Below are 11,899 nucleotides of genomic sequence, written 5' to 3'. Positions count from 1 at the left end.
TGATGGTGAACTATCGCTACGTGCTGGCCGATATCGAGAAGAACCACGAGGCCTTCGCCGCCAAGGGCGACGTGGTCGCCAGCGCCCCCGTCAAGAAGCTCCTGCGCCAAGACATCCTGCGCCAAGAGGGGGCCCCGCGCGCCCTCGTCACCACCAACTGAGCCAGATCCATGACCCCAAGCCGCAACCACCTGTTCCGCGCCTTCCGTGATGCCATTCCCGCCATGGACAAGGCGCTGGTGATCCATCCCGATGGCGGCATCGAGACCTATGCCGATGCCCTGGCCCTGTCCGGGCGCCTCGCCAACCTGCTGGTGGCGCGCGGCGTGAAGCCGGGGGACCGGGTGGCGGTGCAGGTGGACAAGTCCTGGCCGGCGCTGGCGCTCTATCTCGCGGCGGTGCGCGCGGGCGCCGTCTATCTGCCGCTCAACACCGCTTACACCTTGAACGAGGTGGACTATTTCCTCTCCGACGCGCAGCCGACCGTGTTCGTCTGCCGGCCGCAGATCCTCGCCGAGGCCAAAGCGCTGGCGGACAAGGTGAAGGTGCCCTGCGTCGAGACCCTCGGCGCCGACGGGGTCGGCTCGCTCACCGAAGCCGCCGCCGGCCAGCCGGAAGCCTTCGAGGATGTGGAGCGGGGCCCGGAGGATCTCGCCGGCATCCTCTACACCTCCGGCACCACCGGCCGCGCCAAGGGGGCCATGCTCTCCCACGAAAACCTGCTCTCTAACGCCGCCGTGCTGCGCGATGACTGGCGCTTCACCGGCGACGACGTCTTGATCCACGCGCTGCCCATCTTCCACACCCACGGGCTGTTCGTGGCGTCCAACATCATCCTTTTGTCCGGCGCCTCCATGATCTTCTGCCCGAAGTTTGATGCGGGCGAGGCCCTCGCCATGATGGGCTGGAGCGACCATCGCCCCACGGTGATGATGGGCGTGCCCACCTTCTACACCCGCCTGCTGGACAATCCCGGCCTCACCCGCGAGGCCACCGCCCACATGCGGCTGTTCGTTTCCGGCTCGGCGCCGCTGCTGGCCGAGACCCACCGCGCCTTCGAGACCCGCACCGGCCATGCCATCCTGGAACGCTACGGCATGACCGAGACCGGCATGAACACCTCCAACCCCTATGATGGCGCCCGCATCGCCGGCACCGTGGGCTTTCCCTTGCCCGGCATCAGCGTGCGGGTCAGCGACCCCGAAAGCGGCCGCATCCTCGGCGCCGATGAGATCGGCATGATCGAGGTAAAGGGCCCCAACGTGTTCAAGGGCTATTGGCGGATGCCGGAGAAGACCGCCTCCGAATTCCACGACGGCTATTTCATCACCGGCGATCTCGGCAAGATCGACGGCGCCGGCTATGTGCACATCGTCGGCCGCGGCAAGGATCTCGTGATCACCGGCGGCTTCAACGTCTATCCGAAGGAAGTGGAGAGCGAGATCGACGCCATCCCCGGCGTGCTCGAAAGCGCGGTGATCGGCGTCACCCACCCGGACTTCGGCGAGGGCGTCACCGCCGTGGTGGTGGCAAAGCCCGGCGCCAGCCTCACCGAGGAGGCCATCCACGGCGCCCTCGACGGCAAGCTCGCCAAGTTCAAGCTGCCCAAGAAGGTGTTCTTCGTGCCCGAGCTGCCGCGCAACACCATGGGCAAGGTGCAGAAGAACATCTTGCGCGACACCTACAAGGACATCTATCGCAACGTCGCGTGAATTCGCTCGCCTGACGCGAACGGCCTGAGCCCCGGATCAACCGGGGCCGGCCCGAGGACCCCGATAGAGGCCCCCAGACAGGGGACCCCCACGGGACAGGGAACGCCAATCCGGCCCGATGGGCCACATGGGAGGACAGTCATGTTGAATCACACCCTCGGCCGTCTCGGCCGCGCCTTCGCGCTCGCCACCGCGCTGTCGTCCGCCGCCGGCGCGGCGTGCGCCGCCGACATCACCCTGCGCGCCTCGCACCAGTTTCCCGGCGGCAAGGGCGACCCCCGCGACGAGATGGTGCAGATGATCGCCCGCGACGTGGACGCCGCCAATGTGGGCCTGAAGATCCAGGTGTTCCCCGGCGCCTCCCTCTACAAGCCCAACGAGCAGTGGGGCGCCCTCACCAAGGGGCAGCTGGACATCGCCGCCTTCCCCCTCGATTACGCCTCCGGCCGCGTGCCCCAGTTCTCCGCCACCCTGATGCCCGGCCTGGTGCGCAATTTCGATCGCGCCGAGCGGCTCAACTCCTCCCCCTTCATGCAGGAGATCAAGGCGATCGCCGACAAGAACGGCGCTATCGTCATCGCCGATGCCTGGCTGTCCGGCGGCTTCGCCTCCAAGAAGGGGTGCATCACCAGCCCCGACAGCATCAAGGGCCAGGTGACCCGCGCCGCCGGCCCGGCGTTCGAGCAGATGCTGGCCCATGCCGGCGCCTCCATCGCCTCGATGCCCTCCTCGGAGGTTTATTCGGGCATGCAGACGGGGGTTCTGGACGCCGCCAACACCTCGTCGGAGAGCTTCGTCTCCTATCGCCTCTATGAGCAGGCGAAATGCCTCACCGCCCCCGGCGCCAACGCTCTGTGGTTCATGTATGAGCCGGTGGTGATGTCCAAGCAGGTGTTCAACCGCCTCAATCCGGAGCAGCAGAAGGCCATCCTGGCCGCCGGCAAGAAGGCCGAAGCCTGGTTCGCCACCGAAGTCCGCAAGGGCGACCAGAAGCTCATCGACGCCTACAAGAAGGCCGGCGTCGAGGTGGTGGAAATGTCGCCGGCCGATTACGAGGCCTGGCTGAAGGTGGCTCAGGACAGCGCCTACAAGAACTTCGCCGAAAAGGTGAAGGGCGGCGACGAGCTGATCAAGAAAGCGCTGGCGGTCCAGTGACCTGATCGAGGCGCCGCCGGATGGCCACAGCCCCATCCGGCGGCGCCTCGTGCCCGGTGGCCGTGGCGCCCCGGTGGCCTTGGCACGCCCGCACCTTTGGCACGCACCTTTGGCACGCCTGCATCCTCTCGCCCGACGAGATCTTCCATGACCCGTCTGTTCCTCAACGCAGTGGACCGCCTGTCCCAGCTCGCCGCCATCATCGCCGGCCTCATGCTGGTGTCGTCCATGCTGGTGATCTGCCAGATGATCTTCCTGCGCTATGTGTTCCGCGCGCCGACCATCTGGCAGACCGATTTCGTCATCTTCACCGCCACCGCCGCCGTCTTCCTCGGCGCGCCTTATGTGCTGCAGACCCGCGGCCATGTGGGCGTCGACGTGGTCGAGCTCATGTTCCCGCCCCGGGTGCGGTACTGGATCGGCCTGCTCGGCGCGGTGTTCGGCTTCCTGTTCGCCGTGGCGATGAGCATCGCCAGCCTGATCTTCTTCCATGAGGCACTGGTGAACGACTGGCGCACCTCCTCTGCCGCCGCCATCCTGCTGTGGCCGGCGCTGCTGCCGGTGCCGGTGGGTTTCTCGCTCCTTGCCCTGCAATACATCGCCGAGCTCGTGCGCCGCGTCGAAGGCCGCGACGGCTTCGGAGTCCACCCATGATGGCTCTTTCTCCCTCCACCGCCGGGGCCCTGGTCATCGGCCTGCTCCTGGCCTTGCTCGCCACCGGCATGCCCATCGCCTTCGCCCTCGGCCTTGCCGCCATCGGCGGACTGCTGGTGGCCAATGGCATCGGCGTGTTCGACGTGCTGGCGGAGACCATGTTCGCGGGCATCGCCAACCTCGCCTATGTCTCCATCCCCATGTTCGTGCTGATGGGCGCGGCCATCGCCGCCACCCCGGCCGGCCGCGACCTCTATGAGGCCCTCGACCGCTGGCTGAACCGGGTGCCCGGCGGGCTGGTGCTGTCCAACATCGGCGCCTGCGCCATCTTCGCCGGCATGACCGGTTCCAGCCCCGCCACCTGCGCCGCCATCGGCAAGATGGGCATTCCCGAGATGCTGAAGCGCGGCTATCCGGCCTCGGTGGCCACCGGCTCCATCTGCGCCGGCGGCACGCTCGGCATCCTCATCCCGCCCTCGGTGACGCTGATCGTCTACGGCATCGCCACCGAGACCTCCATCGGCCGTCTGTTCCTGGCCGGGGTGATGCCGGGGCTGATGCTCACCGCCATGTTCATGGCCTGGGCGCTGATCGACTGCAAACGCAAGAACATGCAGTTCAGCGCGGTGACGAACCGCTTCACCTTCGCGGAAAAGCTCTCGGCGCTGCCGCGGGTGATCCCCTTCCTGCTGATCATCCTGGGCACGCTCTATGTGCTCTACGGCGGGGTGGCCACCCCCTCGGAAGCGGCGGGCGCCGGGGCCTTCCTTACCCTGGGCGTGGTGATCATCATGTATCGCCTGTTCCGCCCCAAGCCGATCATCGGCATCTTCTCCGCCACCATGCGCGAGAGCGTGATGATCATGATGATCATGGCCTCGGCGGAGCTGTTCGCCTTCGCCTTGTCGTCGCTGTTCATCACCCAGTCCCTGGCCGCCTCCATCGCGGCGCTGGAGGTGAACCGCTGGGTGATGATGGGCCTCATCAACGTGTTCCTGCTGGTGGCCGGCATGTTCCTGCCACCGGTGGCGATCATCGTCATGTCGGCGCCGCTGCTCTATCCCATCGTGGTGGGCTCGGGCTTCGACCCCTATTGGTTCGCGGTGATCCTCACCATCAACATGGAAATCGGCCTCATCACCCCGCCGGTGGGCCTCAACCTGTTCGTGGTCAACGCCATCGCCCCGCAGATCCCCACCAGCCAGATCCTGTGGGGCGCACTGCCCTATGTGCTGGTGATGGCGCTCGGCATCATCATCATGTGCGTGTTCCCGCAGATCGCCACCTGGCTGCCGGACCTGGTGATGGGCCCGGCCACCTGATCGCCCCGCTCACCGCGGCGGTACAGGCCGCGGTGAGCGGGGAATGTGGCGCGGAGCAACACTCCGACACAATCTCGCAAATAAACGCAGCGCAGCAGCCGCATCCGTGCCCTCGGCACGCCTCACAATGCCCATCGCCTTCCGCCATACGGTGGGTCCGACAGGCTGCAGATGAGGCTGCTCTTGACCATGCTTCCCCCTTCCGCCGGCGCCATGCCCCCCGGGGGCCGCACCGATCGACACCACACCGTCAGGCCCCCGGCGCTGGTCCAGGCGGGGATCATCGGCGGCGTCCTCTTTGCCGTGATCCTGGCGGTGATCCTGGTGGAGCGGATCCCCCGCGCCACCGCCATCCGGGCGGAAGTGGCCATCGAATCCCACTTCAGTGACGCCCCCGTGGTTCTGCTGGGGGACAGCATCGCCTATGGGGCCGGACCGGCCAGCCTGTGCGGCCAGCCGGTCTTCAATGCCGCCGTGCCGCGCAGCACCGTCCGCGACGTGCTCTCCGATGGCCCGCCGGTGGTGGCCCGTATCCAGCCGAAGGCGGTGGTGGTGGCCATCGGCGTCAATGACGCGGTGTTGCCCAAGGAGAGCGTGGACACCTGGAAGCAGCGCTATCTCGCGCTGCTGGCGAAGCTGGCCCCGGCCCACCCCATCCTGGTGGAGATCAACCCCATCGACGAGACCTATCCGAACCGCAACCGCCTCTATGACCGGGCCTACATGGCCCGGCAGAATGTTGCGCTGCGCGAGATCGCGACGCAGACCGGCGCGCAGCTGGTGCCCGCTCCCACCCATGCGCTGACGTTCGATGGCCTGCATCCTTCCCCCGCCGGCGCCGCCCTGTGGCGCGACCGGCTGAGCCGCGTCGCCTGCCACTGAGCCGCGGCACTCAGCTCGGCGTATCGGACGCGGCGGGGATCGCAGGAGGCGCGTCCGGCGGTGACGGAGGGGGCGTATCGGCCCCCCGCGCCGGAAGGCGGATGGTGAACACCGCGCCATCGGGGCCATTGCGCACGCTCAGGCTGCCGCCGTGATCGCGGATGATGCCGAAGCTCACCGACAGGCCGAGCCCGGTGCCCTTGCCCGGGGGCTTGGTGGTGAAGAACGGCTGGAACACCCGTTCGATGATGCCTTCGGGAATGCCACCGGCATTGTCCGCCACCTCGATCCGCACCATGGCGGGGCTGGTGGCCGCGCTCTCTCGCGCCACGTCGATGCGGATGCGCCGGCGGGCGGCGCCGCTCACATCCGGGCGATGCTCCACCAGCGCATCGCGCGCATTCTGCAGCAGGTTGATGATCACCTGCTCCAGCTGGTCCTGCCGGCACAGCACCTCCGGCAGCGCCGGCTCGAAGCGCGTGCTCAGGTCGATGTTGTCCAGGCGGAAATGGGCGCCCACGACCTGCAGCGCGCCCTCCACCGCGGCCGTCGCCTCGCTTGGCTGCAGCCGCTCGTCGCTCTTGCGCCCGAAGATCCGCATGTGATCGATGATGCGACTCATCCGCTCGGTCTGCTGGATGATGCGCTGCAGCTTGCCGCTGAGGTGCTCCGGCGGCAGCCCTTTCTTCATGCCCGTGAGGGCGTTGGTGGCCGCCAGCCGGATCACCCCCAGCGGTTGGTTGATCTCATGGGCGAGACCCGTCGCCACCTCGCCCAGGGAGGCGAGCTTCGACATCTGATAGAGCTGGTTCTCCTCCATACGCCGGGGGGTCTGGTCGAGGGCGAACACCACCACTTCCTTGCGCGCCCCCTCGGCCCGCTCGCCGGCCTCGATGGTCCGCAGCGGCGCCACCACCATCTCCACTTCCAGATCCTGGCCGGCGCCCGAGAGATGCTCGCTGCACACCAGCGGCGCCTTGAGGCCGGCGGAGAGGGCCTGGAACCGGCCGCCCTTGAGATAGCGGCCCAGCGCCGCCGAGAGCGGCCCGCTGCCGGCCCCCCCGATCAAGGTCGGCCCGTCTTCGTTGACCTGCATCACGCAGATGCCCGGCACACGGCTGATGGCACCCAGAACGTCGGCCTCGCGCTGACGCGCCAACCCTTCCAGTTCGCGGGTGTAGAGCCGGTTCTGCATGTTGAGATAGCGGCGCGCCAGAAGCACCAGGATCAGCAACGCCACGGCGAGGCCCAGCGCGGTGCCCCAGATGGCGGCCCGGAAATCGCGCGTCTGCTCGCGCACATATTCCAGGGAATAGGCCACCACGACGAAGATGGGATAGCGCTCGGACTTGATCATGTAGCCCACCCGCTCGATCCCATCGAGTGAACTGGTGAACTCGTAGACCGCCTCATGCACCCCCTGGATGCGCGTGAAGGCGGAGCTTTTGGAGATGTCGTCGCCAAAGCTGGTGCGGCCCGCTGCGCGGGCCCGAACGATGCCATCGAAGCCCACCAGCGCGATCAGCATGTCGTCTTCCACGCGCAGCTTCTTGTAGAAGTCGATGAAGTCCGAGATTGCGTAGGACGCGACGATGACGCCGCCGAAATGGCCATGGCCGTCATCGAGGGCCCGGGTCAGCTGCACGGTCCAGGTATTGGAGACCCGCCCGAGCACCGGCTTGGAGATGAAGAGCTCGCCATGCGCCACGTTGCGATCCCGGTGCACGCGAAAGTGCTCCCGATCGGACAGGTCCAGCCGCTTGCCATCGGGCATCGCCAGATTGCTCGCGACCATGATCCCTTCCCGGTCGATCACCGCGACCTGGACGATGGAGGCCGGCAGGCTATAGGCCCTGAGCACGTCATAGGTCTGCTGTGGCGTCCAACTGGGATCGAAGGTGCTGGCGAAATTCTGCAGCAGGGAATCGATGGGCTCGATGGTCTGCTCGAAGCTGCGCAGCAGCAATGTCGCCGTCTTCGCCGCGTTCACCTCCGCTTCGCTCAGCTCGGCCCGGCTGTGCAGCGTGTAGAGCATCACCGCCGCGGCGAACGGCAGGCAGCCCACCAGGATCAGCAGCGCCGCCAGCAACAGGGTGACGGGATTGAACAGGCCCTGGACCACTCCGGGCTCACGATTGCTGCTCATGCGCCGCCTCCATGGTGGCGATGGCCGCGCACAGGGCCTCGAAATCGAGCGGCTTGGAAAAGCAGGCGGCAGCGCCCGCCGCCTCGGCCCGGCGCACATCCACTTCAGCGGCGTGCCCGGTCATGACGATGAAGGTGAGATGGCGTTCGGGAAAGGTCGCGCGCAGCGCCTCGATGAGCGTCACGCCGTCCATGTCCGGCATGCGGATGTCGGTGAGCACCATGTGGATCTGCGGATCACCGCGCACCGCCTCCAGCGCCGCCGCCGCCCGGGACACGTTGACCGACGCGACGCCAACGAATTCCAGCGCCTCGGCCAGTTCGTCCAGATAATCCGGTTCGTCGTCGACGATCAGCAAGCGTCCCATGATATCCACCGGCTCCCCCCGCGCCCAGGTTGTATGGATCGTCGAAGCGCCTTCCCGGTCAAGGAGGATCACTTCCATTCTGGATCGAAACGCCCCTGTGGCGGCAGCCTCGGGCAAGGTTCACGTGGCTCTCTGCCAAGGGCTGCGCCGTCCGACAGGGCGGGAATGCACCTGAGATTGCATTCTCCTGCATCCACACGGTAGCATGTGCAGCCGCAGGATCTGGTGCCCGTTGCCTCGCCAGCGGACAACCGCCCCGACCCGCCGGCACTGCTGGACCTACCGACTGCGGCCCCAGCATCCGCTGGGGTGACGCCAATGAATATGCGAGCGGGGTTGAAGATGGTGGGTAAGGGCCTGACTGACGTCGATCCCCGCACGAAGCCACTGACATGAGACAGCGGCTGTTCATCCTCGACGATGACGAGGCCTTGCGGGACGATCTCGGCGAGTTGCTGACCTTCGCCGGTCACACCGTGAACGGCGCCGGGGATCCGCGCGCGCTCACCCCCGAGGTGCTGGCACAGACCGACGTGCTGCTGCTCGACCTGTCGCTGCCGGAGATGGATGGTGCCGCCGTCATCCGTCAGTTCCCCCTGGCCATGCCGGCGCCGGAAGTCATTCTGCTCAGCGGCCAGTCCGAGGACGTCATCCAGGCGGTGGCCGATGCCGCCCGGCTGCGCGGCACGCGCATCCTCGGCACCCTCAAGAAGCCATTCGATCCCGAGGCGCTGCTTCAGTTGATCGATCGGGCCGGCGCCAGCCCGCCCCTGCGCCACGCGGCCGAGACCCATGTTTGCAGCCTTGGGCTGGTGCGGGCGATGGAACAGGCGCTCAACCAGGGCATTCTGCCCATCACCTTCCAACCCAAGGTCGCCGCGCAGACCCTCGCCTTTGCCGGTGCCGAGCTGCTGCTGGGCAACACCATTCCGCAGATCGGCGTGGTGCCGGTGCCGGAGATGATCACGGTGGCCACCCGCACCCGTGGCCTGCTGGCGCGGCTTACCCGCTATACCTTCGTCGCCGGGTTGGAGGGTCTCAAGGCCTGGCGGGCGCGGGGCTATGGGGGGCCGGTCAACATCAACCTGCCGCGCGACATCCTGCTGGAGCCCGACGCCGGCGCCACCTTCGCGGCGCTGGCGCGCACCGCCGGGGTCGAACCCGCCGCCGTGGTGTGCGAGCTCACCGAGGATGCGATCTATGATTCCTCCAGCGAAGCGCTGATCGCCCTCGCCCAGATGCGGCTCGCCGGCTTCGGCCTGTCGCTGGACGACGTGGGCCAGCGCCAGAGCGGGCTGCTCCAATTGGCGCGCCTGCCGGTCACTGAGCTGAAGATCGACATCGACCTGCTGCACCAGTCGCGCACCTCCGCCAAGGCGCGGAACATCTTCGCCTCTCTGGTGGAGCTGGGACACCGCCTCGCCATGAAAGTGGTGGCCGAGGGGGTGGAGACCGAAGAGGATCTCGCCTTCGCTCGGGCCCAGGGCGTGGACCTGCTGCAGGGCTTCCTCATCGCCCGCAAGATGCCGCTGGAGGCGCTGCTGACCTGGCTCCCCGGACCGACGGGCGCCGCACCAACCCACGAGGCCATGGGCGGCGCCCCGATCGCGCCACTCCCCTCCACCGGGGCGCAGAGCCTGCGCTGATCTCCCGACACCCCCCGGGCCGCTGCCGAAGACATCGCCGCCCCCATGGGCGGCGCAACCGTTCGCCGGGCAGGGCGAGCGAACGCAAGAAGGGCCGGAGCGGTGGCACCGCTCCGGCCCTTCTTGTCTGGCTCGAGTGAGAGGCCGCTCAGGCGGCGCGCAGGGACACCACGAAGCTCGTCACCTCCCGCTGCAGGTCCTGCGACTGCTCGGACAGGGCCGCCGACAGGCTCATGAGCTGGGTGGCCGCCGAGCCGGTCATGCCCGCCGCCTGGCCCACGCCGCTCATGTTGCCGGTCACCTGGGTGGCCCCCTGGGCGGCGCGATGGGTGTTGGCCGCGATCTCGCCGGTGGCCGCGCGCTGCTCTTCCACCGCGCCGGCGATGATGGCGGTCAGGTCGCGCACATTGTTGATGGTGGTGACGATGCTCTCGATCGACCCCACCGTGGCGGAGGTCGCCTGCTGAATCTCGCCGATCTTGAGCGAGATCTCGTCGGTGGCCTTGGCGGTCTGCGCCGCCAGCGCCTTGACCTCGGCGGCCACCACGGCGAAGCCGCGGCCAGCATCCCCCGCCCGCGCCGCCTCGATGGTGGCGTTGAGGGCCAGGAGGTTGGTCCGTTCGGCGATCTCCTTGATCAGGTTGAGCACCTGGCCGATGGACTGGGCCGCCGCCGACAGCTGGCGGATGTTCTCGCTGGTGCGCTCGGCTTCTTCCGCCGCCGAGCGGGCGATCTCCGCCGAATTGGACACCTGGTCGCTCATCTCGCGGATGGAGGCGGACAATTCCTCCGCGGAGGCCGCCACCGTCTGCACATTGTCCGAGGCGCCCTCAGCCGCCACAGACACCGCCTGCGCCTGCCGCGAGGTCTCCTCGGCGGTGGCCGACAGGTTGCGGGCGGCATCGGCCACCTCGCTGGAGGACCCGGCGAAGCGGTCCGCCAGGGCGCCCATGCGGTCCTGGAAGCTGTTGGCGATGGTCCGGCGCTCCTCCACCATCTGCTCCGCCATCTGCTGCTCCTTCACCGTCTGCTCGTCGCGCAGCTTCTGCGCATCGGCCAGGCTGTCGCGGAACACCTGCAGGGTGCGGGCGATGTCGCCGATCTCGTTGGCGGTCGCGAGGTTCGGAATGTCCGTGTCGAGCTTGCCGGCGGACACCGCTTCCATGGCCTCGGTAATGCGGCCCAGCGGCCGCGCCACGCCCATGAGCACGAACACCGCGGCGCCCACGCCCACCAGAACGGCAAGAATGCTGGCCAGGATGATCATCGAGCGGCCGGTCTCATAGCTCACCGCCGCATCGGCGGCGGCCTGGTTGGCGCCCCGATTGTTCATGTCGATATTGACTTGCAAAGCAGACACCACCTCATCGAAGCTGCGGGATGCCTTTTCCACGAGGTCCATGGTCTTCTCGTGGTCTTTCGCCATGTTGGCCGCCACGAAGGCCTCCTGCGCCTTCAGATAGGTCGCCCAGCTCGCCAGCACGGTGCGCCAGGCCTCCTGCTCTTCCGGCGAGCTGATGAGGCGCTCATAGGTGGTCTGATGGGTCTTGAGCTCCGTGCTCAGCCGGGCGCTGACGGCTTCCAGCTGGGCCTGTTCCCTTTCATCCTGGACCATCAGCATCCGCACCGCCGCCACGCGGATGCGCGTCATGGCGTATTTCACTTCGCCGAGGGCGCGCACGCTGGGCAGCCAGTTGGTGCTGATCTCCTCCGCATTCTCCGCCACCCTTGCCAGCTGCGCGGTGGACAAGACGCCTTGCCCCACCAGACACGCCAGCAACAACAGGATCGTCCCGATCAGTGAATTCTTCACCGTGAGGCGCATGACCTTCTCCGCACTTCGCTAAGTTTGGTTCTATCCCCGCCGCACGCTATTTTTTCTGCGTGGAACGAACGGAGCCGAATAACGCTCTATCATCGCAAGCTGACTTCGGGCTTGCGCGCGATCCCGGGTTGAGGGAGCAGCCCGTGCCGCTCGGGGCCATGACGCAAAGCGCCTCGCCGCGGAACGGCGA

9 protein-coding genes and 1 pseudogene are annotated in these 11,899 nt (G+C 67.5%); 7 read left to right on the top strand and 3 right to left on the bottom strand.

What is annotated here, in order from left to right; translation table 11 throughout:
• From MEU52_RS21395 to MEU52_RS21370, 6 genes and pseudogenes are all read left to right on the top strand, one after another.
• Window positions 1–161 (top strand): annotated as a pseudogene (locus MEU52_RS21395) (MCD, Malonyl-CoA decarboxylase MCD); the annotation flags it as partial.
• A 9-nt stretch (window positions 162–170) separates the two neighbouring features.
• Window positions 171–1,712 (top strand): malonate--CoA ligase, encoded by a 1,542-nt coding sequence (locus MEU52_RS21390; protein WP_273546422.1) that lies wholly within the window; start codon window positions 171–173, stop codon window positions 1,710–1,712.
• Between the two features lie 141 nt (window positions 1,713–1,853).
• Entirely contained in the window at window positions 1,854–2,867 is a 1,014-nt protein-coding gene (locus MEU52_RS21385; RefSeq protein WP_443267985.1) for a TRAP transporter substrate-binding protein, read from the top strand.
• Window positions 2,868–3,014: 147 nt separating this feature from the next.
• A complete protein-coding gene (locus MEU52_RS21380) occupies window positions 3,015–3,521 on the top strand; it encodes a TRAP transporter small permease subunit (protein ID WP_238123905.1) in 507 nt (168 codons plus the stop codon).
• Window positions 3,518–4,843 (top strand): TRAP transporter large permease, encoded by a 1,326-nt coding sequence (locus MEU52_RS21375; RefSeq protein ID WP_238123904.1) that lies wholly within the window; start codon window positions 3,518–3,520, stop codon window positions 4,841–4,843. Before MEU52_RS21380 ends, MEU52_RS21375 begins: the two co-directional genes overlap by 4 nt.
• Window positions 4,844–5,032: 189 nt before the next feature.
• Entirely contained in the window at window positions 5,033–5,725 is a 693-nt protein-coding gene (locus MEU52_RS21370; RefSeq protein WP_238123909.1) for an SGNH/GDSL hydrolase family protein, read from the top strand.
• Window positions 5,726–5,735: 10 nt separating this feature from the next.
• Here the strand turns inward: MEU52_RS21370 and MEU52_RS21365 are convergent, their stop codons facing one another.
• Entirely contained in the window at window positions 5,736–7,871 is a 2,136-nt protein-coding gene (locus MEU52_RS21365) for an ATP-binding protein (RefSeq protein WP_238123903.1), read from the bottom strand.
• A complete protein-coding gene (locus tag MEU52_RS21360; RefSeq protein ID WP_238123902.1) occupies window positions 7,855–8,238 on the bottom strand; it encodes a response regulator in 384 nt (127 codons plus the stop codon). The genes MEU52_RS21365 and MEU52_RS21360 overlap by 17 nt, the downstream gene beginning before the upstream one ends.
• Window positions 8,239–8,630: 392 nt before the next feature.
• Between MEU52_RS21360 and MEU52_RS21355 the strand changes: the two genes are divergently transcribed.
• Window positions 8,631–9,884: an EAL domain-containing response regulator gene (locus MEU52_RS21355; protein WP_238123901.1), complete on the top strand. Its 1,254-nt coding sequence runs from the start codon at window positions 8,631–8,633 to the stop codon at window positions 9,882–9,884.
• Between the two features lie 148 nt (window positions 9,885–10,032).
• Here the strand turns inward: MEU52_RS21355 and MEU52_RS21350 are convergent, their stop codons facing one another.
• On the bottom strand, window positions 10,033–11,709 hold the full coding sequence (locus MEU52_RS21350; RefSeq protein WP_238123900.1) for a methyl-accepting chemotaxis protein: 1,677 nt from the start codon (window positions 11,707–11,709) through the stop codon (window positions 10,033–10,035).
• Window positions 11,710–11,899 lie beyond the last annotated feature (190 nt).

This window comes from Xanthobacter sp. NM-25, assembly GCF_022138605.1.
Taxonomy (GTDB): Bacteria; Pseudomonadota; Alphaproteobacteria; order Rhizobiales; family Xanthobacteraceae; genus Xanthobacter.
The sequence above is the reverse complement of the archived record's forward strand: the minus strand, read 5'-3'. Positions and strand labels throughout refer to the sequence as shown.

Excerpts from the sequence above, each read along its gene's own strand:
- MEU52_RS21350 (WP_238123900.1), bottom strand. The coding sequence starts at position 11,709 with ATGCGCCTCACGGTGAAGAATTCACTGATCGGGACGATCCTGTTGTTG.
- MEU52_RS21360 (WP_238123902.1), bottom strand. The coding sequence starts at position 8,238 with ATGGGACGCTTGCTGATCGTCGACGACGAACCGGATTATCTGGACGAA.
- MEU52_RS21380 (WP_238123905.1), top strand. The coding sequence starts at position 3,015 with ATGACCCGTCTGTTCCTCAACGCAGTGGACCGCCTGTCCCAGCTCGCC.
- MEU52_RS21365 (WP_238123903.1), bottom strand. The coding sequence starts at position 7,871 with ATGAGCAGCAATCGTGAGCCCGGAGTGGTCCAGGGCCTGTTCAATCCC.
- MEU52_RS21385 (WP_443267985.1), top strand. The coding sequence starts at position 1,854 with ATGTTGAATCACACCCTCGGCCGTCTCGGCCGCGCCTTCGCGCTCGCC.
- MEU52_RS21355 (WP_238123901.1), top strand. The coding sequence starts at position 8,631 with ATGAGACAGCGGCTGTTCATCCTCGACGATGACGAGGCCTTGCGGGAC.
- MEU52_RS21390 (WP_273546422.1), top strand. The coding sequence starts at position 171 with ATGACCCCAAGCCGCAACCACCTGTTCCGCGCCTTCCGTGATGCCATT.
- MEU52_RS21370 (WP_238123909.1), top strand. The coding sequence starts at position 5,033 with ATGCTTCCCCCTTCCGCCGGCGCCATGCCCCCCGGGGGCCGCACCGAT.
- MEU52_RS21375 (WP_238123904.1), top strand. The coding sequence starts at position 3,518 with ATGATGGCTCTTTCTCCCTCCACCGCCGGGGCCCTGGTCATCGGCCTG.